Annotated in this window: 16 protein-coding genes and 2 tRNA genes; 6 read left to right on the forward strand and 12 right to left on the reverse strand. The window is 71.1% G+C overall.

Annotated elements, in window-relative coordinates:
- Positions 1 to 21: 21 nt before the first annotated feature.
- From AAD496_RS06410 to AAD496_RS06435, 6 genes are all read right to left on the reverse strand, one after another.
- Complete coding sequence (locus AAD496_RS06410; protein WP_349827833.1) at positions 22 to 2,778, reverse strand: excinuclease ABC subunit UvrA; 2,757 nt, start codon at positions 2,776 to 2,778, stop codon at positions 22 to 24.
- A gap of 211 nt (positions 2,779 to 2,989) precedes the next feature.
- Positions 2,990 to 3,077, reverse strand: a tRNA-Leu gene (locus AAD496_RS06415).
- A gap of 374 nt (positions 3,078 to 3,451) precedes the next feature.
- Positions 3,452 to 3,539 (reverse strand) — tRNA-Leu (locus AAD496_RS06420).
- Positions 3,540 to 3,688: 149 nt separating this feature from the next.
- Positions 3,689 to 4,651, reverse strand: a complete 963-nt coding sequence (locus AAD496_RS06425; RefSeq protein ID WP_349827834.1) for a MaoC/PaaZ C-terminal domain-containing protein — start codon at positions 4,649 to 4,651, stop codon at positions 3,689 to 3,691.
- A 1-nt stretch (position 4,652) separates the two neighbouring features.
- Positions 4,653 to 6,095, reverse strand: a complete 1,443-nt coding sequence (locus AAD496_RS06430; protein WP_349827917.1) for a 3-oxoacyl-ACP reductase — start codon at positions 6,093 to 6,095, stop codon at positions 4,653 to 4,655.
- A gap of 7 nt (positions 6,096 to 6,102) precedes the next feature.
- Positions 6,103 to 7,401: an acetyl-CoA C-acetyltransferase gene (locus AAD496_RS06435; protein ID WP_349827835.1), complete on the reverse strand. Its 1,299-nt coding sequence runs from the start codon at positions 7,399 to 7,401 to the stop codon at positions 6,103 to 6,105.
- A 31-nt stretch (positions 7,402 to 7,432) separates the two neighbouring features.
- Between AAD496_RS06435 and AAD496_RS06440 the strand changes: the two genes are divergently transcribed.
- Entirely contained in the window at positions 7,433 to 8,149 is a 717-nt protein-coding gene (locus tag AAD496_RS06440; RefSeq protein ID WP_349827836.1) for a TetR/AcrR family transcriptional regulator, read from the forward strand.
- On the forward strand, positions 8,146 to 10,227 hold the full coding sequence (locus AAD496_RS06445) for an acyl-CoA dehydrogenase family protein (protein WP_349827837.1): 2,082 nt from the start codon (positions 8,146 to 8,148) through the stop codon (positions 10,225 to 10,227). The genes AAD496_RS06440 and AAD496_RS06445 overlap by 4 nt, the downstream gene beginning before the upstream one ends.
- Positions 10,228 to 10,321: 94 nt before the next feature.
- Here the strand turns inward: AAD496_RS06445 and metX are convergent, their stop codons facing one another.
- The 5 genes from metX to imuA' all read right to left on the reverse strand — a co-directional run bounded on the left by metX (position 10,322) and on the right by imuA' (position 20,041).
- On the reverse strand, positions 10,322 to 11,449 hold the full coding sequence (gene metX / locus AAD496_RS06450; RefSeq protein ID WP_349827838.1) for a homoserine O-acetyltransferase MetX: 1,128 nt from the start codon (positions 11,447 to 11,449) through the stop codon (positions 10,322 to 10,324).
- Positions 11,449 to 12,786: a bifunctional o-acetylhomoserine/o-acetylserine sulfhydrylase gene (locus tag AAD496_RS06455; RefSeq protein ID WP_349827839.1), complete on the reverse strand. Its 1,338-nt coding sequence runs from the start codon at positions 12,784 to 12,786 to the stop codon at positions 11,449 to 11,451. The genes metX and AAD496_RS06455 overlap by 1 nt, the downstream gene beginning before the upstream one ends.
- A gap of 174 nt (positions 12,787 to 12,960) precedes the next feature.
- Positions 12,961 to 17,001, reverse strand: a complete 4,041-nt coding sequence (locus AAD496_RS06460; protein WP_349827840.1) for an error-prone DNA polymerase — start codon at positions 16,999 to 17,001, stop codon at positions 12,961 to 12,963.
- 149 nt (positions 17,002 to 17,150) lie between these two features.
- Positions 17,151 to 18,836 carry a Y-family DNA polymerase gene (locus AAD496_RS06465; RefSeq protein ID WP_349827841.1) on the reverse strand — a complete coding sequence of 562 codons (1,686 nt, stop codon included), beginning with the start codon at positions 18,834 to 18,836 and terminating at the stop codon, positions 17,151 to 17,153.
- Entirely contained in the window at positions 18,833 to 20,041 is a 1,209-nt protein-coding gene (gene imuA' / locus AAD496_RS06470) for a DnaE2-dependent mutagenesis accessory factor ImuA' (RefSeq protein WP_349827842.1), read from the reverse strand. The genes AAD496_RS06465 and imuA' overlap by 4 nt, the downstream gene beginning before the upstream one ends.
- A 318-nt stretch (positions 20,042 to 20,359) precedes the next feature.
- On the opposite strand from imuA', the gene AAD496_RS06475 reads away from it, so the two are divergent.
- Entirely contained in the window at positions 20,360 to 22,222 is a 1,863-nt protein-coding gene (locus AAD496_RS06475) for an HNH endonuclease signature motif containing protein (protein WP_349827843.1), read from the forward strand.
- 32 nt (positions 22,223 to 22,254) lie between these two features.
- Here the strand turns inward: AAD496_RS06475 and AAD496_RS06480 are convergent, their stop codons facing one another.
- Entirely contained in the window at positions 22,255 to 23,208 is a 954-nt protein-coding gene (locus AAD496_RS06480; protein WP_349827844.1) for an AraC family transcriptional regulator, read from the reverse strand.
- Positions 23,209 to 23,295: 87 nt separating this feature from the next.
- On the opposite strand from AAD496_RS06480, the gene AAD496_RS06485 reads away from it, so the two are divergent.
- From AAD496_RS06485 to AAD496_RS06495, 3 genes are read left to right on the forward strand one after another with little or no spacing between them, the layout of a single operon-like run.
- The gene (locus tag AAD496_RS06485) at positions 23,296 to 23,907 is read left to right on the forward strand and encodes a TIGR03086 family metal-binding protein (protein ID WP_349827845.1); all 612 of its coding nucleotides are present in this window, start codon (positions 23,296 to 23,298) and stop codon (positions 23,905 to 23,907) included.
- 53 nt (positions 23,908 to 23,960) lie between these two features.
- On the forward strand, positions 23,961 to 24,686 hold the full coding sequence (locus AAD496_RS06490) for a pyridoxamine 5'-phosphate oxidase family protein (RefSeq protein WP_349827846.1): 726 nt from the start codon (positions 23,961 to 23,963) through the stop codon (positions 24,684 to 24,686).
- 52 nt (positions 24,687 to 24,738) lie between these two features.
- On the forward strand, positions 24,739 to 25,674 hold the full coding sequence (locus AAD496_RS06495; protein ID WP_349827847.1) for an NAD(P)H-binding protein: 936 nt from the start codon (positions 24,739 to 24,741) through the stop codon (positions 25,672 to 25,674).
- The last annotated feature ends 10 nt before the right edge of the window (positions 25,675 to 25,684 follow it).

Genomic DNA, 25,684 nt, shown 5'->3' on the forward strand with positions numbered 1-25,684 from the left:
GCCTGTTCCGCCGCAGGCAGGTCACCTTGTCGTCGGAATCGGGGAATCCCCGAGGGCCGCCGCCAGGAAGGGTGCTGTCACGCTCCCCGTCCTCGGGCCCGAGGCCGCCACCTCCTCGGGCGTCCCGGTGACGACGACCGTGCCGCCGCCCGCACCCGCCCCGGGCCCGAGGTCGACGACGTGGTCGGCCGCCGCGACGACCCGCATGTCGTGCTCGGCGAGGACCACGGTGTTCCCACCGTCGACCAGGTGCTGCAGGTGCCCGACCAGGCGGTCCGTGTCCGCCGGGTGGAGGCCGGAGGACGGTTCGTCGAGGAGGTAGAGCGTGTCGCCCTTCCGCGGTCGGTGGAGTTCGGAGGCGAGTTTGACCCGCTGCGCCTCGCCGCCGGAGAGTTCCGGTGCCGGCTGCCCGAGCGCCACGTATCCCAGGCCCACGTCGACGAGGGCCCGGAGGTGGCGGGCCGCCTCGGCGTCGGGTGCCTCGGTGGTGAAGAAGTCGAGGGCGGAGGTCACGGACATCGCGAGCACCTCGGCGATCGACCGCCCCTCCAGCCGGACCTCCAGGGTCTCCGGCGCGTACCGCGTGCCGCCGCAGTCACTGCAGGGCGCGTGCACGGTCGGCAGGAAGAGGAGCTCGACCTCCATCTCCCCCTCGCCCTTGCACGTCGGGCAGCGGCCGGCGGGTTTGTTGAAGCTGAACCGGCCGGCGTTGTACCGCCGCTTCCGTGCCTCCGGGGTCGCGGCGAACAGCGTCCGGATCCGGTCGAACACGCCGGTGTACGTGGCGACGTTCGACCGCGGGGTCCGCCCGATCGGCTTCTGGTCGATCCGCACCACCCGCCGCACGCGCTCCCGCGGTGCCCTGACACTCCCCCGGGTCGGTTCGACGGCAGGTTGCAGCAGGGAAGGCGCGCCGTCCTGCCCCCGGGCTTCGTCGGGGTCCGTGTCCTCCGCTGCAGAGGCGCTCTCCCCCCGGGCACCACCCGTGGCCGTGGCGTGGTCGACGGGGCCGCCGTCCGAGTCGGTGTCGGAGAACCCGCGTCGGAGCAGTTCCGGGAGCGCCTCGTTCACGAGGGTGGACTTGCCGGACCCGGAGACCCCGGTGACGGCCGTGAAGGTGCCGAGCGGCAGGTCGAGGTCGATCCCACGCAGATTGTGCCGGGCGAGTTCGCGGAGCTCCAGGACCCCGTCCCCGCCACGGCGGTCAGTCGGGCCGGGGACGGCCGGGATGCCGGGGGTGGAGGGCGCCTCGGCGGCGGGGTCGGCACCGGCGTCAGCAGTGGCACCGTCCGGGAACAGGTAGCGGCGGGTGGAGGACTCCTCGATCCCGGCGAGGCCGGCGGGAGGGCCCGAGTACAGCACGGTGCCGCCGTGGGCGCCCGCGGCCGGCCCGATGTCGACGATCCAGTCGGCGCGGCGGACGATGTCGAGCGCGTGTTCGACGACGAAGACGCTGTTGCCGGTGTCTCGGAGGGTGTGGAGGATGCGCAGGAGCGCCTCCATGTCGGCGGGGTGGAGGCCGGCCGAGGGCTCGTCGAGGACGAAGACGACGCCGAACAACTGCGAGAGCACCTGGGTGGCCAGGCGCATGCGCTGGAGTTCACCGGTCGAAAGGGTCGGCACCGTGCGGTCGAGCGACAGGTGGCCGAGGCCCAGGTCGACGAGGGGGCGCAGCCGGTCGAGCATCTCGCGCACGAGACTGTGCGTGGCCTTGATCTTCTCGGGAGGGAGCGCGCGTGACGCTTCGACGGCGGCGAGGTGGTCGGTGAGGAGCGGGACGAGCGCGTCGAGCGGGAGGGCCGAGAACTCGGTGATGTCGAGGCCCGCGACGGTGACGGCCAGTGCCGCGGACTTGAGACGGCGGCCGGCGCAGGCGGGGCAGTCGACGCTCGTCATGAAGCCGGCGGCGCGCTCGCGGTTCTTGGCGCTCTTCGAGTTCGCGAAGGTGTCGAGGACCAGCTGCTTCGCGCCGACGAAAGTGCTCATGTAGGAGGGCTTCTCGCCGGCGGCCAGTGCGCGACGGGCCTCCTCGGGTGGGCGTTTGGCATAGACGGGGACCTGCGGGGTCTCCTCGGTGTGGAGGATCCAGTTGCGGGCCTCGGCCGGGAGTTCCCGCCAGGGGACGTCGATGTCGTACCCCAGGCTCACCAGGCTGTCGCGCATCTGGGTGCCGTGCCAGGCGCGTGGCCAGGAGGCGATCGCGCCCTCGCGGATGGTGAGCGAGTCGTCGGGGACCATGCGGTGCTCGGGCACCTCGTACACGCGGCCGAGGCCGTGGCAGGCGGGGCAGGCACCGTGGACGGTGTTGGTGGAGAAGTCCTCGGCGAGGAGGGGTGGGGCGTCGTCGGGGTATGTGCCGACGCGGGAGTAGAACATGCGGACGACGTCGCCGAGCGTCGTGGCACTGGCGACGGTCGAACGGGCCGAGCCGCCGGTGCGCTGCTGCTGGAGGGCGACGGCCGGGGGGAGGCCCTCGATCGAGTCGACCTCGGGGACGCCCACCTGGTCGATGAGGCGGCGGGCGTAGGGGGCGACGGATTCGAAGTAGCGGCGCTGCGACTCGGCGTAGAGGGTGCCGAAGGCCAGGGAGCTCTTGCCCGATCCGGAGACCCCGGTGAACGCGACGAGGGTATTGCGCGGGATGTCGACGTCGACGTCGCGGAGGTTGTTCTCGCGCGCACCCCGGACGCGGACGGCGTCGCGGGGGTGGGTGGTGACCACGTTCTCACGTGCCGGAGCGGTGGGGTCGAGAGCGTGGTCGTCGGCCTCGTGCTGCATCGATGGTCCTCCTGCGTGTCGTGTCGTCCGGGTGCCTGTCGTTCGGGAGTGCGCGCTCGACAGTACCGGGCTCCGGGGCGACGGCGAATCCGGAGTACGCACAGTGGCGGATCGGAGCCGGGATTCCGCCACTGACCGTACTCTCGGCGCCGGTGGGCGAGGCGAGAAGATGCACAAAGGCCCCGGTCTCTCGACCGGGGCCTTCTGGCTGTGCGCGGAGGGGGACTTGAACCCCCACGATCACTAATTGGATCACTAGCACCTCAAGCTAGCGCGTCTACCAATTCCGCCACCCGCGCTGGCAACGAGTAATACTCTATACGTCCCGATGAACGGCGGGCAAATCCCCGGAGGGTGATCTGGGACACCACGGGTTCACTCGGTGGTCACAGCGCGATCGACTGTTCGCAGATCATCGACCCGGGCGGGCGAGACCTGTGATCCACGAACACTGGATGCGGCCGTGAACACTCGATGCAGGCTGCACGCCTCCGGCTCATGAGTGCGAGGTGAGTGGCGGCGTCCGACGTCGGACGTCGGAGGTGCCACTGAGCTCGCACTCAACTGCTCTCGGGACGCCGCCAGGCACCCGGGAACCGACGAGACGACGAGGGCCCCGGTCTCTCGACCGGGGCCCTCGTCCTGCAGTGCCTCATGCGGCGACCGCACACTGTGCGCGAAGGGGGACTTGAACCCCCACGACCACTAAATGGGTCACTAGCACCTCAAGCTAGCGCGTCTACCAATTCCGCCACCCGCGCAGGATGGCCGCTCGGAACCGATGCCTCACGTCACCCGCAGCCCCGCCGATCTCTCGATCGAGGACTCCGGTCTTCGTGCTCACCGCTCCTGGCGACGCATACGAGATTACACGGATGGAAGTACCGCCTCCAAACCGGAGGGCGGTGATCTACGACACCTCGATGCCGGCCACGTGAGACACGACGTGCGGCTTCCCGTTCTTCGGGTTCCAGACGGCGTAATCCCTGCTCAGCGGCCCACCGGACGCGGAGTCCGAACCGGTGCTCGCGGCATCCGCCACCCCGGTCCCCCGCCCCACGGCCGACCACGACCCGAAGGCTACGGTCGCCGGCAGCACGACCGGCTTGGCGAACTGCACGGTCCACTCGAAGGCGTCCGGCAGTGCACCGCTCGCCTCCAGTCCGCGGGCCGCGGTGTAGACGCCGTGGGCGATCGTCCGCGGGAACCCGAAGGCCTTGGCTGCCACCGAGTTCAGGTGGATCGGGTTGTGGTCACCGGACACCGCGGCGTACCGCGGGCCGATCTCCGGCGCGAGCTTCCACAGCGCGTGCGGCACGTCCGGCGCCGTGAAGTCGGTCCTCTCCCCCGGCAGCGCGGGTGCCACGCCGGGCAGGGTCGTCCCCTTGGCCAGGTAGGTGACGACCTCCTCGAAGACGGTCTCCCCCGCCCCCGAGGAGCCCTGCCCTCCGGCACCGTCCGCGACCGCACCCTCACGCACACCCGTCACCTCGAGGGTGACCGTCGTGCCCTTGGGGTGCTCGCGCAGTCGCCCGAGCTTCACGTCCACCCGCACCGTGTCCCCGATGGAGACCGGCCGCAGGTGCCGGAAGGTGTTCTCCACGTGGACCATGCCGAGCACCGGCAGCGGGAATCCGGGATCCGTCATGAGCCGCATGCCCGAGGGGAACCCGAGCACGTGCAGGTACGCGGCCGGCACCCGGTCCTGCACGCGGGCACCGAGCACACGCTGGAACCCGGCGACCGCCTCGGCGGCCATGTGATGGGTGGTCGTCACCGTGCGCGAGGGCGTGTGCGCACTCGACTGCTTGCGTCCGCCGGGCAGCACGCCGCGGATCGCGCGGGCGTAGACCGGCAGCATCGACGTGTCCATGTCAGGCCCCCACCATGTTCTGGCCGCACACCCGCAGGGTCCGGCCGTTGATGCCGGCGGCGGCGTCGGAGGAAAGGAAGGCGATCGCCTCGGCGACGTCGACCGGGTGGCCGCCCTGCTGCAGGCTGGAGAGCCGGCGCGCCACCTGCCGGGTGAGTGGCGGCATCTTCGCGGTCATGTCGGTCTCGATGAAGCCCGGTGCCACGGCGTTGACGGACCCGCCGCGCGCGGCGAAGTCCGGGGCCGCTGCGGCCACCATGCCGATGAGCCCCGCCTTCGAGGCCGCGTAGTTCGACTGCCCGCGGTTGCCCGCGATGCCCGAGGTCGAGGCGAGCGACACGGTCCGCGGCGCCGTCCCCCAGGCGTCGAGCTCGGTGAGTCCCGCATTGATCCGCAGCTGCGCCGCGAGGTTGACCTCGAGAACGGAGGCGAACCGGTCGGTTTCCATGTTCGCGAGCATCTTGTCCCGCGTGATCCCGGCATTGTGCACGAACACGTCGATCGGGGCACCGGCCGCCTTCGCGATCACCTGGGCGGCGTCCTTCCGCGTGATGTCGAGCTGCACGGCCCGCCCACCGACGCGGTTCATGGTCGCCGCGAGTGCCTGGCCCGCCATCGGCACGTCGACGCCGATGACACGGGCACCGTCGCGGGCCAGGGTCTCGGCGATCGCCGCGCCGATCCCGCGTGCGGCACCGGTGACGACGGCCAGGCGCCCGCCGAGCGGGCCGTCCTCGCCGGTCGCGGCGAAGGCGGCACGGCCGATTGCCGCACCCGCCTCGGACGGTCCTGCCTCCGAAGAGACGGTGAGGAACTGGCCCGACACGTAGGCCGACTTGGCGGACATGAGGAACCACAGCGCGCCGAGCACCGAGGGGGCGTCCGCGCCCACGCCGTCGAGCACGATCCCGTTCGCCGTGGCGCCGGACCGCATCTCGTGCGCGAGCGACCGTGTGTAACCGATGACGCCCTGCCGGACGGCGTTCGCCCCCGGGCTCACGGCCTCTGCCACCGAGGCGCCCTGCACGTCGGACACCCCGCGTGCTTCCCCGCCCCCGGCGGACCCGGCGGCGACACCGTGGGCTGCGTCGGACAGCGTGATGACGCGGGCGCACCGCGCCAGGTGACGCAGGGATCCACCGACGGCGACGGCGGTCTCGGTCATCGCGGCAGGGTCGTCGAGCCCGTCGAACCCGGCGATCACCGTGCCGTATCGTTCGGACCCGGTCACGTGCCGCCGGACGTCGAAGTCGTTCTCCAGCAGCACCTGCGCCAGGTACTCGGCACCCGGTGTGGCCCCGAGGACGAGGACGGGTGCGTCGAGGAACCCGCCCTTGGGGTCCGCCGCGTCGAACCGGCGCAGCGGGACGGGAGCGGGCAGGCCGAGCTTCTTCGTCACGGTCCCGAGCGGGCCGTTGACGAGGTCGAGGTAGGTGTCCTTCACCGACATGTCACACCCCCTCGACGATCGCGGCGAGGCCCTGGCCGCCGGCGGCGCAGACGGACACGAGGGCCCGCTTCTTGCCGGTCTCCTTGAGGTGCTTGGACACCGAGGCGATGATCCGCCCGCCGGTCGCGGCGAAGGGATGGCCGGCGGCCAGCGAGCTGCCGAGCGGGTTGAGCTTGTCCCGGTCGACGGAACCCAGCGCCCCGTCGAGGCCGAGCTTCTGTGTGCAGAACTCCTCGGACTCCCAGGCCGCCAGGTGGCTGAGCACGGTGCCGGCGAAGGCCTCGTGGATCTCGTAGACGTCGAAGTCCTGAAGCGTCAGGCCGTTGCGGGCGAGCAGACGCGGAACGGCGTAGGCCGGGGCCATGAGCAGGCCCTCCGCGCCATGCACGTAGTCGACCGCGGCCGCCTCGGCGTCGACGACCTCGGCCCAGGGCTCCAGGCCGTGGGCGGCGGCCCAGTCCTCGGAGCCGAGCAGCACGGTCGCCGCACCGTCGGTGAGCGGGGTCGAGTTGCCGGCGGTCATCGTCGGCTCGGCGGCGAGCTTGGTGCCGAAGACGGGCTTCAGCTTCGCCAGGGACTCCGGCGTGGAGTCCGGGCGCAGGTTCGTGTCGCGGGTGACGCCCAGGTAGGGGGTGACGAGGTCGTCGAAGAACCCGGCGTCCCAGGCGGCGGCGAGCTTCTGGTGGGAGGCGGCGGCCAGTTCGTCCTGGGCCTCGCGGGAGATGCCCCAGGCGGCCGTCGTGATCGCCTGGTGCTCGCCCATCGACAGGCCGGTACGGGCCTCGCCGGTGTCCGGGGCCTGCGGTGCCAGGTCGGCGGGACGCAGACCTGCCAGGGCCTTGAGGCGGGCCGGAACCGTACCAGCGCGCGAGAGTTCGAGGAGTGCGGCGCGCAGCCCCTCGCTCACGACGATCGGGGCGTCGGAGGTGGTGTCGGTGCCGGCGGCGACGCCGGACTCGATCTGTCCGAGACGGATCTTCTGGGTGATCTGGACGACCGCCTCGAGCCCGGTGGCGCAGGCCTGGCCGAGGTCGTAGGCGGGGGTCTCCGGGGACAGTGCGGAGCCGAGGACGGACTCACGGGTGAGGTTGAGGTCCTTGGTGTGCTTGAGGACGGCGCCACCGGCGACCTCACCCAGGCGCTCCCCGGCCAGGCCGTGCCGGGCGACGAGGCCTTCGAGGGCGCTCGTGAGCAGGTCCTGGGCGGAGGCCTGCGAGTACTGCTTGTTGGAACGTGCGAACGGGATGCGGTTGCCGCCGAGGACGAAGGCCCGGCGTGTACCGGTCTGCTGGGGTGTCATGAGGCAGACAATACCTGATACCCTCCGTCACATGAAACCTGTCACACAGGACGGTCGCTCCACCCGGTGGGAGAAGCACCGCAAGGAACGCCGTCGGGAACTCCTGCGGTCCGCCCGGGCCGTCATCGACACCCACGGACCGGACGCCCCGATGGACGCCATCGCGCTCGGCTCCGGCACCGCGAAGACTGTGTACTACCGGTACTTCGGTGACCGCCGCGGCCTCCAGACGGCCATGGGCGAATGGGCCATGTACGTCATCCGCCGCGAGCTGGAGGAAGCGAGTTCCGAGGCGCCCACCCCACGGGAGTCCCTGCGCGCCATGGTCTGGGCCTTCGCCCGCCTGGCCGAGGGCTCGCCGTCCGTCTACCACTTCTGTGACACCGCCGTCGCCGCGACCGCCGACGAGGCCGGCCGCGACTTCTTCGAGGCCCTCACCACGCTGTTCTTCGAGCGCCTGGAGCTGCCCGACCACGAGTCCCTGTGGGCCTACGGCGCGCTCGGTTTCATCCGCACGTGCACCGAGAAGTGGCTCGACTTCCCCGCCGACATCGACCGTTTCGTCGACTCGGTGACCACCTGGGTGTGGGACTCCCACCCCCGCTCCGCCGACGACGAGCACCTGTCCGCCGCCGAGGCGCCTTCCACTCCCGGCGCCGCCGTGGCGGGCACCGAGCCCGCGGGTGCTGCCGACCCGGCAGGCGCCTCGACCCCTACCCCGCACCGTTCCCCCGAGGAGGACGCATGACCGACCGTTCCGCAACCCGTTCCGCACAGACCAGGCAGCCGGCCGACCCGCGGCTGCTGCAGGCCGTCCTCGACGGCGACTGGGCCTCATACCGCGCGGAGGGCCGCACCTACGTCGAGCGCGAAGGGTTCGTCATCGACGAGCACGCGGCCCTGCCCGAGCTGCGTGAGCAGACGCTCGCCGGCGTCGAGGCGCTCGCGCGGACCGGCCAGCCCGTCCGTCCCCTGCCCGAGGACCTCGGGGGCGAGAACCAGCACGCCGGGTACGTGGCCGGGTTCGAGGAACTCGTCGCCGCCTCGCCGAGCATCCAGATCAAGGCGGGTGTCCAGTTCGGCCTGTTCGGCGGGGCGATCCAGCACCTGGGCAACGCGGAACAGCACCGGAAGTGGCTGGTGCCGACGGCCGCCGGTGAACTCCTCGGTTCCTTCGCGATGACGGAGATCGGGCACGGCTCGGACGTCGCCTCGGTCGCGACGACCGCCACCTACGACGAGGAGTCACGGGAGTTCGTCGTCCACACGCCCTTCCGGGCCGCGACGAAGGAATACATCGGCAACGCCGCCGTCCATGCGCGGGCCGCCGTCGTCTTCGCGCAGCTCGTGACCCGCGGGGTCAACCACGGTGTCCACGCGTTCTTCGTGCCCGTCCGCACCGAGGACGGCGAGCCGATGCCGGGTGTGCGCATCGAGGACGACGGCCACAAGGGTGGTCTGCGGGGCGTCGACAACGGTCGTTTCGCCTTCGAGAGCGTGCGCATCCCGCGGGAGAACCTGCTCGACCGGTACGGCCAGGTGGCCGAGGACGGGACCTACACGTCGTCGATCGAGTCGCCCGGTCGGCGCTTCTTCACCATGCTCGGCACCCTCGTGCAGGGGCGGGTCTCGCTCGACGGCGCCTCGACGGTGGGCGCCAAGCTCGGTCTCGACATCGCGCTGCGGTACGCACAGGAACGCCGCCAGTTCACCGCGGCGAAGGAGACGGAGGAGGTCGTCCTCCTCGACTACCAGCGCCACCAGCGTCGGCTCATGCCGCTGCTCGCGCGGACCTGGGCGAACGCGGTGGCACACGACGACCTGCTCCACAAGTTCCAGGACGTGTTCTCCGGGGCCGACGACTCCGACGAGGCGCGCCAGGACCTGGAGACCCTCGCCGCCGGCTTCAAGGCGCTGAGCTCCTGGGACGCCCTGGAGATCCTCCAGGAGTGCCGCGAGGCATGTGGCGGTGCCGGGTTCATCTCGGAGAACCGGATCACCGGGCTCCGCCAGGACCTCGACATCTACGCGACCTTCGAGGGCGACAACACCGTCCTCCTCCAGCTCGTCGGCAAGCGCCTGCTCGGTGACTACGCGGCGGAGCTGCGGCACCTGGACATCGGTGGAGTCGCACGGTTCATCGGCACGCAGGCCGCCGAGCACTCCCTCTACCGGTCCGGCATCGCGAACGTGGGGCGCACGATCGGTGACGTCTTCACGCCGCTGCTCAACACCAAGCGGATCCGCTCGGGCAAGCTCCAGGAGGCGCTGCTCGAGAGCCGCGTCGACTCGATGGTCGCCGAGCTCGCCGGCAACCTCCGGCCGGCGACGAAGATGAAGCCGGAAGCGGCCGCGGACCTGGTGAACGAGAACCAGGACCTCCTCATCGAGACGGCCCGCGCCTGGGTCCACCTGCGCAAGTGGAAGGCGCTGGACCGTGAGTTCCGAGCCTTCCGCGAGGAGCACGGCATCGACGCACCGGAGACCAAGATCTTCCGCCGCATCCGTGACCTCCACGGGCTGTCGACGGTCGAGGAACACATCGGCTGGCACATCATGTACGGCCGCCTGCCCATGAGCCGTGCGCGCCAGATCGGCCCGACGATCGACCGCCTGTGCGCCAAGCTCGCCGCCGATGCGGACGTCCTCGTCGAGGCCTTCGGCTACGGCGACGCCCACCGCCGGGCCACGATCTCCACCGGCATCGAGAAGGAACGCCAGGACGAGGCACGCGCGTACTTCCGGAAACTCCGCGCGGATTCGGACGCCCCCGTCGATGAAAAGGTCCTCTACAAGCGGCGCCAGGAGGCGAAGAAGAAGCGCTGAGGCGCAGAAGCGAAATCACGGCCGGCCGTGCGGATCACGAGTTCTGAAACACGTGATCTGCACGGCCGGCCGTGATCTCGTCTGGCCCCGCGTGTCAGCGACGGGACGTGGCGTTGAGGAAATCTCCGATGTGGTCGGTGAGTTGGGCGGTCTCCGTGAGGAACCCGTCATGGCCGGCCCAGGAGGGGATGATCGTCGGCTTCGGTGACCCCGGGAGGGCCGCGCCGATCTGCGCCACGTGCCCCGGGGTGTAGAGGCGGTCGGAGCTGATGGAGAGCAACTGAACCTCGGCGGTGACGGTGCTCAGTGTCTCGGCGAGGTCGGCGGACCGGCCGCGGCGTACGTCGTGGTCGCGCAGTGCACCAGTGAGGACGCGGTAGGATTCGGCGTCGAACCGGTTGACGAGCTTGCGTGCCTGGTGGTCGAGGTAGCTCTGGATCGCGTAGTAGGACTCCCCCTCCCTGTGCGGCGGGGTGGGGTCCTGGAGGTCGTTGCCGAAGCGGTGGTTGAGCTCGGCGTCGGCCCGGTAGGTGAGGTGCGCGATCTGCCGGGCGATCCCGAGACCCGTCTCCGGGAACCGGCCGAGCGCGCGGTAGTCGCCGCCGCAGTAGTCCGGGTCGAGCTCGATCGCGTTGATCTGGGTGTGCGCCCAGGCGATGTGGTCGGCGTCCGAATAGGCCGGGGCGGCGAGGACCGTGAGCTTCTCGACGCGTTCCGGTGCGGTGACGGCCCATTCGAGGGAGCGTGCGCCGCCCATGGAGCCGCCGATCACGGCGTGCCACCGGTCGATGCCGAGCAGGTCCGACAGGGCGATCTCCGCGTGGACCATGTCGCGGATCGTCACGTGCGGGAACCGGGAGCCGTAGGGCAGGCCGTCCGGATGGGCCGACGTCGGGCCGGTGCTGCCGTTGCAGCCGCCGAGCGCGTTCGTGCACACGACGAACCAGTCCTCGGTGTCGATCCCGCGTCCGGGCCCCACGAGCTCCTCCCACCAGCCCGGCGCGAACCCGCCGGGGTGCTCGGCCCGGGCGGGCTCCTCGACGCCGCTCGTCACGTGGGAGTCCGCGGTGAGCGCATGCTGGATCAGCACGGCGTTCGACCTCTCGGCGTTCAGGGTCCCGAAGGTCTCGTAGGCCAGGGTCACCTCGTCGAAGACGTACCCGGACTCCAGCCGGAAGTCGGGGATCCGCGCCGTGTGCGTGCGCCCGGCGGTCTTCATCATCAGGCCTGTCCCTCGGGAGCGACTGCCGCCGCGGCGGCGAAGCCCTGGTCGAGGTCGGCGAGGATGTCGTCGATCCCCTCGATGCCGACGGACAGGCGGATGAGAGCCGGGTTGACGCCGGACTTCTCCTGGGCGGCGGCGTCGAGCTGCGAGTGCGTGGTCGAGGCCGGGTGGATGACGAGCGAGCGGGTGTCGCCGAGGTTCGCCACGTGGGAGTGGAGGTCGAGGGCGTCGACGAAGGCGACTGCGGCGTCGTGACCACCGAGGATGTCGAAGGACAGGACCGAGCCGACGCCCTGGGGCAGGTACGTCTGCCCGAGCTCGTACCAGGGGCTCGACGGCAGGCCGGCGTAGTTCACCTTCGTCACCTGTGCGTGCGCCTCGAGGTACTCCGCGACGCGCTGGGCGTTGGCGACATGGCGCTCGATCCGGAGGCTGAGGGTCTCCAGGCCCTGGGCGATGAGGAAGGCGTTGAAGGGCGTGGCGGCCGGACCGAGATCGCGCAGGAGCTGGACCTTCGCCTTGATCCCGAAGCTCACGTTGGCGCCGAAGGGCGAGCCCGGCCCGAGGTCGCGGCCGTAGACGATGCCGTTGTACGAGGGGTCCGGGGTGTTGAAGCCGGGGAACCGCTCGGGCTCGGCTGTGAAGTCGAAGGTGCCCGCGTCGACGATGACGCCGGCGATCGCGGTGCCGTGGCCGCCCAGGTACTTGGTGGCCGAATGGACGACGACGTCCGCACCGTGCTCGATCGGGCGGACGAGGTAGGGCGTCGCGAGGGTGTTGTCGACGACGAGCGGGACGCCGGCGGCGTGGGCGGCATCGGCGACGCCCCGGATGTCGAGGACGTCGGAGCGGGGGTTCGAGACGGTCTCCGCGAAGAACAGCTTGGTGTTCGGGAGGACCGCGGACTCCCAGGCGGCGAGGTCGGTCGGGTCCTCGACGAAGGTGACGTCGATGCCGAGCTTGCGGAGCGTGACGTCGAGGAGGTTGTACGTGCCTCCGTAGAGGCTGGGGCTGGCGACGACGTGGTCACCGGCCTCGGCGATGTTGATGATGGAGAGGAACTCCGCGGACTGGCCGGAGGCGAGCAGGAGTGCCTGGACGCCACCCTCGAGGGAGGCGATGCGCTTCTCGACCGTCTCGACCGTCGGGTTGCCGATGCGCGTGTAGATGGGTCCGAGGTCGGCGAGCGCGAACCGGTTCGCGGCGGTCTCGGCGTCGTCGAAGACGAAGGAGGTCGTCTGGTAGATCGGCAGGGCGCGGGCTCCGGTGGCGGAGTCGGGCTCCTGCCCGGCGTGGACCTGGCGGGTCTCGAAGGACTGCTGCGGCTGCGACATCGGGAGGCTCCTGGGTGCGACGGTGACGGGTGCCCCTCACGCTAGGACGCGGGGGCGAGCGCCGGGCACGGTCCGTCATGTGACCGTCACAGTCGCGTCACAAACGTCATGTTCTCCCGGAAAGGGAAGGTGCGAGGTGTGTGGCGGCGGCTGGGAGGGTAGGGCGCCTCGGCGTCACCGGAAGTTGCGGGAGCCGACGGGCACCTGCACGTCGAGGGGCACGAGCTTGTGGGCGTAGAGACTCACGACGGAACCCGTCCTCCGGCCGGCTCCGTCTGCGCCGCCGACGCCGTTCCCCTCGTCCGAGCGCTGCAGCTGGCCGGTGACGACGAGGGTGTTGCGGGTGAGCGAGACGGACCGGAACCGCTTCATGAGCCCGGGCGTGCACACGACGTTGAGCATGCCGAACTCGTCCTCGATGTTCATGAAGGTGATCCCGCTGGCCGTGGCCGGGCGCTGGCGGTGGGTGACGATCCCGGCGACGGTGATCCGTTTGCCGTCCTCGGTCGCCTGCGCGTCGGCGGTCGACAGGTAGCCGCGGGCCCGCAGTGATTCCCGCAGCTGTTCGGTCGGGTAGCCGTCGACGGTGAGCCCGGTGGAAAACAGTTCCGCGAGGGTCACGTCGAAGTCGTCCATGAGCGGCAGGGCCGGTGCGGAACTCACCGGCGAGGTGCCCGGCAGCGTGTCCGGCCCCGCCCCGGACAGGGACCCGGCGATCCACAGTGCCTGCCGCCGATCGAGCCCGAAGCACTCGAAGGCCCCCGCCGTCGCGAGTCCTTCGAGGACGGTGACCTCGACGCCGGTGCGGTGGGCGAGGTCCTCGACGCACGTGAACGGGCCACCCTCCTCGCGGGCGGCGACGATCGTCTTCGCCGCCTCCTCCCCCACGTGGCGCACCGATTCCAGTCCGATCCGGATCGCCAGTCCCCCGGTGGAGTCGGCGTCCGGCTCGAGGTCGGCGAGCACCTGCGAGGCGTTCACGTCGACGGGCCGGATGCCCACCCCGTGCCGCCGGGCGTCGGTGACGAGCGACTGCGGCGAGTAGAACCCCATGGGCTGCGAGCGCAGCAGTCCCGCGGTGAAGGCCGCGTGGTGGTAGCGCTTGAACCAGGCGGAGTCGTGGACGAGGTTCGCGAAGCTGATCGCGTGGCTCTCGGGGAACCCGTAGTCGGCGAAGGCGGCGATCTTCTCGAAGATCACCTCGGCGGTGGCGGGCTCCACGTCGCGTTCGGCGCACCCGCCCAGGAACCGGTCGCGCAACTGCGCCATCCGGCGGGCCGAGCGGCGCGAGCCCATGGCGCGGCGCAGTTCGTCCGCATCCGCCCCGCTGAACCCGGCGACGTCGATCGCCATCTGCATGAGCTGCTCCTGGAACAGCGGCACGCCGAGCGTCTTGCCCAGCGACTTCTCCAGCAGCGGGTGCAGGTACTCGACGGGTTCCTTCCCCTGCCGCCGGTTCAGGTAGGGGTGCACGGAACCGCCCTGGATCGGCCCCGGCCGGATGAGCGCGACCTGCACCGCGAGGTCGTAGAACTCCCGCGGGGCCAGCCGGGGCAGGGTCGCCAACTGCGCGCGCGACTCCACCTGGAAGATCCCGATCGCGTCCGCCCGGCACAGCATGTCGTAGACCTCCGGGTCGTCCTTGGGCAGCGCCGCCCGGTCGATCCGCTCCCCCGTGTGCCGCTCGATCAGGTCGACCATCTCGTGCAGCGCGCCGAGCATACCGAGCCCGAGCAGGTCGAACTTCACGAGGTCCATCGCCGCACAGTCGTCCTTGTCCCACTGCACGACGGTCCGCTTCTCCATCGTCGCCGGTTCGATCGGCACCACCTGCCCGATCGGCCGGTCCGCGAGGATCATCCCGCCGGAATGGATCCCCAGGTGGCGCGGGGTGTTCAGGAGGTCCTGTGCGACCCGCAGGACGGGTGCCGGGACGGGCGTGGGGCCACCCTCACCCGATCCCCGACGCAACCGGTCCGACCGTGCCCGGTCCGCGGACGAGGCGCCCTGGTCCGCGGGCGCCTCGGGAGCGGAGGTTTCCTCGAGCTCCGGGAGGGTTGACCAGCGGTGGAGGTGCTTGGAGAAGGCGTCCTGCTGGCCGGGGGCGTAGCCGAGGGCCGCGGCGGCGTCGCGGACGGCGGACTTCGCGCGGTAGGTGATGACGTTGGCGACCTGGGCGGCGCGGTCGCGGCCGTAGTGCTCGTAGACGTACTGGATGACCGGTTCACGGCGGGCGGACTCGATGTCGATGTCGATGTCCGGGTAGCCGGCGCGGTCCGGGGAGAGGAAGCGTTCGAAGAGCATGTCCTGCTCGACGGCGTCGACGGCGGTGATGCCGAGGACGTAGCAGACGGCGGAGTTCGCGGCGGACCCGCGGCCCTGGCAGAAGATGTCGTGTTCGCGGCAGTAGCGGGCGATGTCGTACACGATGAGGAAGTAGCCGCAGAAACCCATCGAGACGATCGTCGCCATCTCCTTGTCGATGACCTCCCAGGCGTGGGGGTTCGCCTCGCGGGTGCCGTAGCGGTGGAGGGCTCCGGCCGTGACGAGGTCCCACAGGTGCTGCTCCTCGGTGACGCCCGCGGGCATCGGTGCGGTGGGGAGTCCGGCGCGGGCGGCGCGGAGGCCGAAGGCGCACTCGGCGGCGATGTGCCCGGCGTTCGCGATCGCCGTGTACCCCGCCTCGCCGAGGAAGGCGAAGCGGCGGAGCATCTCGTCGACGGAGTGGATGCGGTTGGTCGCGGCCGGGGGCAGCCAGCCGGCCACCTCGTCGAGGGACTTCCGCGACCGGACGGCCGCACGGACCTGGGCGTTGCGGTAGCGGGCGCGGGTCGCGTAGTGGACGGCGTTCGTCGCGACGGCCGGGACCCCGTGGGCGGCGGCGAGATCGGCGTACAGGCGCAGGCGTTCGTCGTCGGTGGGCAGGCCCTGGTGGGTGAGTTCGACGGCCAGGTTGTCGGCGCCGAACAGGTCGATCGCGGACGCGAGAGAGGCGGCTGCGGAGGTGGGGTCCGGGGTGGTGGGTGTGGAGGAGGTGGGTGTGCCCGAGGGTAGGGCGCCTCGGGAGCGGGTGGGTGTGGTTCCTCGTGTGCGCGCACCGGGCGCGGCCGCGCCGGGTGTGAGGGTGAAGAGGCCCTTGCGGCAGCCGGTGAGGATGCGCCAGTCGCCGTGTTCACGGGTGAGGGCGGCGAGTTCCTCGAGGTCGAAGACCGGGCGGTTCTTCTCCCCGCGCATGTTCGCCTCGGTGATCGCCTCCGACAGGCGCCGGTAGCCCGCGACTCCGCGGGCCAGCACGAGGACGTGGAGTGCCTGCGGGTCGACCTGGCCGGGGATCTTCTCGGTGAGGCCGACGGAGAGTTCGGCGCCGAAGACGGTGGGGAGGTCCGCCTCGGCGGCGGCGTGGGCGAACCGGACGGCGCCGTACAGGCCGTTGTGATCGGTGAGGCCGAGCCCGTCCAGCCCCGAGCGGGTGGCCGCCTCGACGAGCTCCTCCGGTTCCGAGGCGCCGTCGAGGAAGCTGAAGTCCGAGTGCACGTGCAGCTCCGCCCAGGGCGGGGTGGCGCGGGTCGGGGATGTGGAGGTGTGGCCCGGGTTTCGCGGAGTGGGTGCGGGAGTGCTCGCCGTGTCGGGGGTGGTGGGTGCGCTCGGGTGGTCAGTGGGTGAGTTCCGGTGGTCGGTGGGTGAGTTCCGGTGGTCGGCCGGGTTCCCGTCATGCTTCCGGGCCGACGCCGTGTCGGCGTAGCGGTCGCGCCGGGCCCAGGCGGGTGCGTCGGAGCCGTTCGCCTCCGGGTCGGTGGGCGGGTGGTCCGGAGTCGGGTGGTCTGGTGCGGGAACCGGATCGTCGACGTCCTCCGGGAGTTCGGGTGAGTCCGCATACCGGCTGCGACGGTCGGAAGCACCGGGCCCCACGGAGACGGGTGCGGGAGCGGGCCCCGGCGTGGGTCCCGGTGTGGGAGCAGGTGCGGCCGGCGTGGCGGGGTCGTCCTCCGCATGTCGTTGGTTTGACCAAGGAGTATTCGGGGTGCCACTCCCCCGGGTGCTCTCTCCTCTGACCTCCTCGGCGTTCGACTCACCGTGGACCCGGTCAGCAGCACCGCGCTCCCCTTCAGCACTCCGCTCGGCGAGGAACGCGCGCAGTGCCTTCTTGTCGCCGCTGAGCAGTGAGAGTTTCTGCGCGAGCTCCGCCCAGGGTGTGCGCGGGTTGTTGAATCCCATGTCTCCTCGTCCTCCCTGCCTGTGCTCGTCACCTGCCTGCGCGAACCGTCCGTGCCCGCGATTCGACCGTGCGCAGATTGGCGTCGTGCGGGGTCTGAAACGCCGATCTCCGCACACTCGATTTCAAGGTCCCGCCCAGCGATCGCCCCTCACTCGTACCGCCCGACGAGGTACCACTCCCCTTCCTCCTTGCACAGCAGGAAGGCGTGGCCGTCCTCCGTGACGACCTGGATCCGCACGCGGTACTGCGCCACCGCCTCGTCCCACCAGCCGGATTCGACCGGCCAGCTGCCGGACCAGGCCGTGACCCGCGCGGAGAACCGTGGCCGCCCACCGCTCGCCGGTGCCCGCAACAGAGCCGGTGCCGCATCGAGTCCCGCCGGACGCGCGACGACCGACACCCCCTGGGCGTCGAGCAGGTCCACCGGGGTGCGTTCGACGAGCGTCGGCCGGGGCGCAGGGATGTCCCCGGGCCACGGCGCCCCGGGATCCCGCACCGCCCGAGGCGCCTGCTGCCACGGCGTCCACAGTGCGGTCTCGTCGGGGTCGCGCCCACCCTGGAGCGAGGGGACGAGCACCGTCTCCGCGCCGTAGAGCCCCTGGATCCTCTCGAGCGTGTGCGCGATCCGCCCCGGCCGTTGGTCGAACAGGCTCTCCTGCGTCCGCAGCGGCGCGACGAGCTCCGCCGCGACGAGCGTGATGAGCGCGATCCCGTCCTCCGCGGGTTCACCGGGATCGGCGCCGTCACCCTCCAGAAGGCTCCCCTGCCCGGGGACCTGTGGTGGCCGGCCCGAACGTCCGGGACCCCCGCCGACGGGGGCAGGACCCCCGGCCTCCGGGGAACGCCCCGCTCCCGGTGCACCGCCCCGCCCCCGCGCCGGACGCAACCATCCCTCCGACTGCCAGCGCAGGCGGTCGGCGACGGCGGTCTCGCTCATCTCCTCGATCCGCCACGTACGGGTCTGCTCCTCGCCGGTGGTCGACAGCAGGCCGATGCTCACGTGTGTGCACACCAGCCCGTCCGCGCGCACACCCCGGAACAGGTCCCCGGCGAGCGACCGCGCGTGGAAGGACAGCACGTCGCTCCGGCCGGTGGGCGGGTCCACGGCGACCTCGACGCGGTGCTCGCGTGCCCGCACGTGATCGACGGGGATCCGGTCCTCGTGTCCCGCGGCCAGTCGGTGTGCCCGCGTGCCGACCTCGCCGAACCGCCCGGACACCTCGGACTCCGGCAGAGCGGCGAGGGTCCCGAGCGTCCGCAATCCCAACCTCTCGAGCAGCGGCACGAGCTCGCCGAAGGACACCGGGTCGACCTCCTCGAGCACGGTCGACGGCAAGGGCGCGAGGAACTCCGCCGTCGCCCCCGGTGGCACCCGTGTGGCCGTCCGCGAGGCGAGCAACGCACCGAATCCCGTGTCCGCGACGCCGGGGAAGAACTCCCAGCCCGTCGCGTCGGTGAGACCGGTGAGGAGGTGTTCGGTGGCGGCCGCCTCGTCCGCGTGGGTGTGCTGCAGGGACGTGACGGGCATGCTCACGACACCCGGCTCCACCAGGGAGAACCGCGCGACGAGGGATTCGAGCACCCCGATCCCCTCGGCGAACACCCGGTGGTCCCGATCGGTGTCCTGCGACAGGACCTGCAGGTCGGGGCAGCGCAGCTGGGCGGCCCGCTTGTTGAGCCCGATCCCCACGCCGGCGGCGCGCGCGGGACCGTTGCACGCGCGGATCCGCCCCGCCCGCAGGATCGCCACCGGCGCGAGGGGATCGAGCCCGAGCGCCCGCACCGCGGCGACCGTCGGCCAGTCCGGCACGGCGAGGACGAGCGTGCGCGTCATGGTCGCACCCCCGCCGCGGTCTCCTCGGTGGGCACGGTCTCCTCGGTGGGCACGGTCTCCTCGGTGGGCACTGCCGCGCCGGATGCGGTCGCGGTCGGCGCCGCCCCGGTGAGTGCCGTGATCGTGGCGACGGGCGCCTCGTGAGCGGTACCGCCGGTCGGTCCCTCCGCTCCCGAGGTGCCCTCCCCTCGAGCATCCGCCGTACCCTCCTCCGCCGGGCCGTCGCCCGGGAGATCCGCGCCGGTGGGGTCTCCATCGGCCTGGTCCTCGTCCGAGTCGGGCAGCACGCCCGTTCGCCCACCTTCCGGGATCGGCAGCGCGATCACCTGTGATTCCGCTCCTTTTCGTTCCGGTTCCGTGCGTGGAATGGCCGGGGTTCCACCCTCTGTACGGTCGTCCCCTGCCTGCCCGTCCGTGTCGGGGAGTGGCAGGGGGACGACGTCCGCCGATGCACCGGAGCCCTCCTCCGGAGCGGCAGGAGAGGAGTGGGTGGGGACGGGGCGGAGGACGCCGGGAGAGCGACGTCCGGGCAGGGAGTGGTCCGGTTGCGTCGGGGCAATGGTCAGGGCGCCTCGGGAGCGGGTGAGGGACTCGACGCGGCCCGAAGGGCCCGGCAGGAGCAGTGTGTGGGAGCCCGTGCGGGAGCCGTGGACGGCGACGCGGCAGCCGGAGAGGCGCCCGTGGCCGGCCTGCGCGCCGTCCCAGCCGAGGGCGGTGGTCGAGAGCTGTTCGGTGCTGCCGGCGAAGGGGTCGAGCGAGACGAGCGTGGCGCGGCGTTCCCGCACCTTGGCGGCCAGGCGGCTGCGTTCGGTGGGGGTCGTGCGGTAGCGCGGGCGGACGAGGAGGACGTCGAAGGACTCGACGAGGACGGAGGTGACGCGCAGCCATTCGCGGTCGGGGGTCGCGACGGACACGAAACGGTCGAGGTCGACACCGAAGTCCGCGATCGAGGCGGACGACAGCGCTCCGAGGCCGACGGTGCAGACCCAGCGGTCCTCGTGGGTGAGGGCCGCGACCGAGGCGAGAGCGAGGGACACCGCATGGTCCCCCGTGACCTGCAGGATCTCCCCGCGTGGGAGCCCGCCCCGGGAGTAGACGGGGCGCAGGGGCGCGTCCACGGGGTGGGGCGCGATCCCGGAGGCCAGTTCACTGGCCGTCCGGACACCCGTGAGGTGGGTGAGCTGCTGCAGGGCGTCGACTGACATGCACCCATTATCGAACTGGTGTTCGAAAGTGGCAAGTGTGCAGGTGGCAGGGTGTGCGCCTGTCGCATTCGGCGTCATCCGGCAGGAAAGGTCGAAACTTTTTCGAACACGAGTCTTGTGTGCCCATATGCATATGGCTAAGCTGGGCGTACTTCCCCACGCAGGCGCGGTCGAACACGACGGAGTGTTCGACACGGTTCGAATTCTGTTCGAACACTGTTCGACACGGTCGCCGGCACTGTCCGAACAACGGCGTTCGAACAGCACGTGACACGTCGAACCCGACACGGCGCTCCACGGGAAGGAGGTGACAGGCACATGGCACGACACGAAGGCTCGACCACCGGGACGACCGCAGGCACAGGAGCAGGAGCCGGTACGGGACGACGCACGGACGAGGCGAACCCCGGGCTCGAGGACGCGCAATTCCCCACCCTCCTCACCGACCACGACGAGGACCTCATCACACGCAGGCTCCCGGAACTGACCACCGCACTCGACCACATCCGGACCCTCACCGAGGACATCACGAGCGGACACCGTCCCCTCGACCCCGATACCGCCACCGCCGGACTCGCAGGCCTCGAACAGCTCACCCGCCGAGCCCAGGCCCTCACCCGTGATCTGACCGCCGTCCTCCTCCACGAGGACGTCCCGGCCCACACCGGCGCCAAGAACACCCGCGACCTGCTCACCTCGAAACTCAAACTCTCCGGCTGGGAAGCCGGCCGCCTGCTGAAGAACGCCGACGCCCACGGACACCGCCGCACCCTCACCGGTCAACGCCTCGCACCCCGCCGACCCGAGGTCGCCTCCGCCCTCGCGGCAGGCACCATCTCCAGCGCCCAGGCCGAGGAGATCACCCGCACCCTCGATGCGATCCCGCCTGCCGTCGAAACCGTCCACGGACCGGCCCTCGAACACCTCCTCGTCACCCAGGCACCCGGACTACGCGTCACCGACATCCGCACCGCCGGCGCCCACGCCCTGGCCTACCTCGACCCCGACGGCAGCGCACCCGACGAGACGGAACCGACCGAACCCTACGGACTCGTCCTCACCCGACAGAAGAACGGTGACTGGCGACTCAAGGCCTACCTCGACGACATCACCGGCGCCCTCCTCGACGCCGAACTCACCGCACGAGAAGTGGAAGGCACACCGACTGAAGACGCCGAGACTCGGGACTTCACCGACCCGCTCCCGCCGACCGGCCTCCACCCCGACGGGACACCCACGGACGTCCGCACCCCCATCGACCTGCGGTACCGGCAGCGGAAGAACCTCGACCGCCTCCGGCACATCCTCCGCACCCACGCCGGGAACCGGCAGGCAGCCGGAGCCGCGATCGGCCTCGTCATCACCACCGACCGGACCACGATCGAACGGCAGAAAGGCCTGGCGACCACCGGATCCGGTGACACCGTCCGGCTGGAACACCTCCTGGCATCCGACTCCCCGTGGGTCGACACGCTGCGGATCGACGAGGTCCGCACCGACACCCGCACCCGCACATCGAGTCTCGTCACCGCCGGCCGGTTCGCGACCGACACGATGGTCCGGGCTCTCACCGCCCGGGACCAGGGATGTTCCTTCCCCGACTGCTCGAGTCCTCCCTCGGCGTGCGATTCACACCACATCATCCCGTGGGTGAAGGGCGGACCGACCGACCACTGGAACCTCACCCAGGCCTGCGGGTATCACCACCACCATCACGAGCGCCTCGGATGGGAAGCCGTCATGCTCCCGACAGGGATCGTCGCGTGGCGGCCCCCGGAATCCCAGGACCCGCTCCGACGACCCGTCATCCACGCGAAATACCGGACCCGACACCTCATCGCGCAGCGACTGGCGGCCGGGACAACAGACAGGGCTCCGGCCGGACCCGCAGGCGGACCGACAGGAGGGGACTCGCCGGGAACGAGCCCGATGGGTGAGCGGAGTCCAGGAGCCCTCCCGGACAGTGGACGTACTCTCTCCGAGGGACAGGCGAGCGAGGGACAGGCGAGCCTGCCTCTCGACGGGACCGGTGTGCCCACACCCGTCCCGGGCCACTCCCCCGGCGACCGAGCCAAGATCGCCGACCAACTCGCCTTCCAGAAACGCCGCCGCCAAGCACGCGAAGCCGCCTACCGCCGACGCGAGGAGAGCCGCCGCCAGGCAATGGTCGCACCCTTCTGACGCAGACTCGACGAGCTCTGATCGGGACGTCGTCACGCCTCCGCACGAATTGCACGCTGGCCCCGCCCATAGGCGGCCGGACTCCGACCGATGACGGCGGTGAACTCCCGGATCAGGTGGGACTGGTCGGAATAACCGAGTTCGGCCGCGACATCGGCCCAGTCGACAGCTGCGCCGTCCCGGGCACGTTCGGCGGCGTCGAGGAGCCTGTACCTGCGGATCACCCAGGTCGGGCTCACTCCTGCGAAGGAGGCGAACTGCCGCTGCAACGTCCGAGGTGTCACTCCGGCGATCGCGGCCAGTTCCTCCACCCGCCGGATCGAACGGTCGTGTTCGGCGATGTCCGCGATCCGTGATACCTCCCGGGCGATCGGGATCCGTCGCGGATCGGCACGGTCGAGTGCCCGGCCGAGGGCGTCGACGAGGGCTCCAGCCGCCGAGGCGCTGCGCTCGTCGGAATCCGTGCCAAGTGCCCCTGCCCTGGGAGCAGGGTCCGACTCCGACACAGGGTTCGACCCCGGAAAGCGCGCCTCGGCGATCGCATGGGACAGTGCTGCACCGTCGATGCCGAGGACGTCGTCGACCGACAACACCCGGTCGTTGAGGTCCCCTACCCGGTCGATCCAGGCACCGAAGCCACCCGTGGTCGTCTTCACCGCGAGATTCCACCCTGAACCGGCCAGAAACCGCGACTGCACCCTGGTCGTCACCCCGTTGACGACGGCCCGCAAAGGGTGAGGGCCGGGTTCGTCGACGTCCGGCGGAGGTGCCACACCGACACTGATGTTCACCGCCGGACGTGAGACGACCTGCTGCCGGTGGTGCCGGGGAGCCGAGTCGGCTGATCGCTCGAACGACCATTCCACGGACCAGACGAAGTCGAGCAGTCCGTCGAACTCCGCGGGCACGGGGAACCGCCGGAAGTCGACATGGCGTCGCATCTCGGCCGGTGAGAGGATCCCGCGGGTGTCGTCATAGGCGGACACGGTCCACACGGTAGTGGATCGGCCCGGTGAAGGTTCATGTCGCAAATCTTCAATCGCGCCGTCCGACCGCCTGCCTACCGTGGAGCCATGGACACGAACCCCGCCCCGCAACATGCAATCGACCCTGCCACGATCACCACCGCACAGCTCGATGCCGTCCTCGCGGACCTCGCCGACCTCCTCGACACGATCCCGACCTCCGCCGATCCCCACCCGACCCCGTGCACCGAGTACGACCTCGCCGCGCTCCGGCAGCACGTGGTCGGATGGCTCACCGCCTTCGCCGACGGTTTCTCCTCGGCGGACAGGCACTGTTCGGACCTCGACGCCGTCACCGTCGAGGGGAATGGTGCCGGCCAGGTCCGGGCGGCGCGCGCCCGCCTCGCAGACGTCCTCCCCGAGGCGGCCTCCCGGCCGCTGTTCATCGGCGAGGTGTCCATGCCCGGCGACATGTCCCTGTCGATGATCCTCTGGGAGTACCAGATGCACGGTTGGGACCTCGCGGTGGCGACCGGGCGGCCGTGGGCACCGGCCGAGGACGCCGTCCTCGCCTCCCTCGACTTCGCACCGGCCATGCTGACTCCGGATTTCCAGGGCCCGGGCAAACCCTTCGCACCCGCCGTCGAGGTGCCCGCCGACTCCCCGGCCCTCCACCGCCTTCTCGGCCTCTCCGGCCGCGATCCGCACTGGAGTGCCTGAGGGACGGGCGCCTCGGCAGAGCGCCCGCATGACGCTGCACTACCCTCATGGGCATGGACACCCCTGTGACGGAGCGCACGGCTCCGACGGACCCCGCACCGACTGCCACGGACCCGGCCACCCCCACGGACCCGGCCCCTCCCATCGCCGACCGCGCCACCTGGCCGACCCTCGAGTCCCCCGAGGCGCTCACCGCGCTCATCGGCGAACCCTCGCAGTTGGTGAAGGACAAGGTCCGTCCGGCACTTGTCCCCGAGGACGTCGACTGGCTGGCCGCCACACCGTTCTGCGTCCTGTCGACCTCGGACGCCGACGGGAATCTGGACGCCTCGCCCAAGGGTGACCCGGCCGGCGAACTCGTCCACGTCATCGACCCGCAGACGATCGCCCTGGCGGAACGACCGGGCAACCAGCGCGCCGACGGCTACCGGAACATCCTGCAGAACCCGCACGTCGGTCTGCTCTGCATGATCCCCGGCCGCGGCGACACCCTGCGCATCAACGGCCGCGCGACCCTCGTGACCGACGCCCCCTTCTTCGACGACATGCAGGTCAAGAGCAAGCGCCCGCTCCTGGCGGTCGTCATCGACATCGACGAGGTCTTCCACCACTGCTCCAAGGCCTTCCTCCGCTCGCAGCTGTGGAAGCCGGAGACCTGGGCGCCCGAGGCGCACGTCCCCCGGCGTGCCGTCCTCGCGAACCGCCTCGACAAGCCGGACCAGAGCGTCGAGGAACTCGACGAGTACTGCGGCAAGTCCTACGAGGAGAAGCTCTACTGATGCCCGCCGTCGCCCGCACCCCGAACACTTACGCCGGAGTCGCCAACCACGCATGACCACCACACTCGTCATCGGCGCCTCCGGCTACGAGGGCCGGTACCTGGTCGCCGAACTCCACCGCCGCGGGCACACGGTCCGCGCCCTCGTCCGGGACCGCGAACGTGCCGAGGAACCCCACAGCTCGGGCGCCCCGTCGCTGGCCGGCCTCGTCGACGAGTGGCGGATCGGGGAGATCACCGATGCCGCCGTCACCGCGGACCTCGCCGCCGGCGTGGACGCGGTCGTCTCCGCCCTCGGCGTCACGACCCAGGATTCCGACCCCTGGCAGGTCGACCACGCGGGGAACCTGCAGATCCTGCAGTCCGCCGCAGGTCACGGCGCCGAGGCGTTCCTCTACCTCGGCGCGATCGGCGCGGACCGGTGCCCGGCCGAGGTCGCGAAGGCGAAGACCGCCTTCGTCCGGGACCTCGCCGGCTCACGGACCACCGGTGTGGTCGTGCATCCCTCGGGGTACTTCAGCGACATGTCGTCCGTCCTCGACATGGCCCGGAAGGGACATGTCCGAATCCTCGACCCCGAGGTCCGCCTCAACCCGATCCACGGCGCGGACCTCGCCGCCTACTGCGTCGACCGACTGGAGGAAGCACTCCACGGCCGGGGCGCCTCGGCGGCGTACTTCACGCAGGGCACGGCACTGCCCGGCTCCACCCCGACCTTCCGCGTGTACGAGGTGGGCGGACCGGAGGTCCTCACCTGGCAGGAGATCGGTGAGGCCGCCTTCGAGGCGCTCGGCACCCGCCCACGCATCTCGCGGATCCCGCGGTGGCTCGTGTCCCTCGGTCTCCGCGTGAGCGGCATGTTCTCCGCGCGGCTGGCGGACGTCGCCCGGTGGCTCGTCCACGTACTCACGCACGACGCGATCGGCGAGCGGACGGGCACCCACCGACTCCGCGATCACTTCGCCGCCGAGGCGCCCCGCACGCCCTGACGCACGCCGA

It is taken from the genome of Brevibacterium litoralis (assembly GCF_040212315.1).
Classification (GTDB): Bacteria; Actinomycetota; Actinomycetes; order Actinomycetales; family Brevibacteriaceae; genus Brevibacterium; species Brevibacterium litoralis.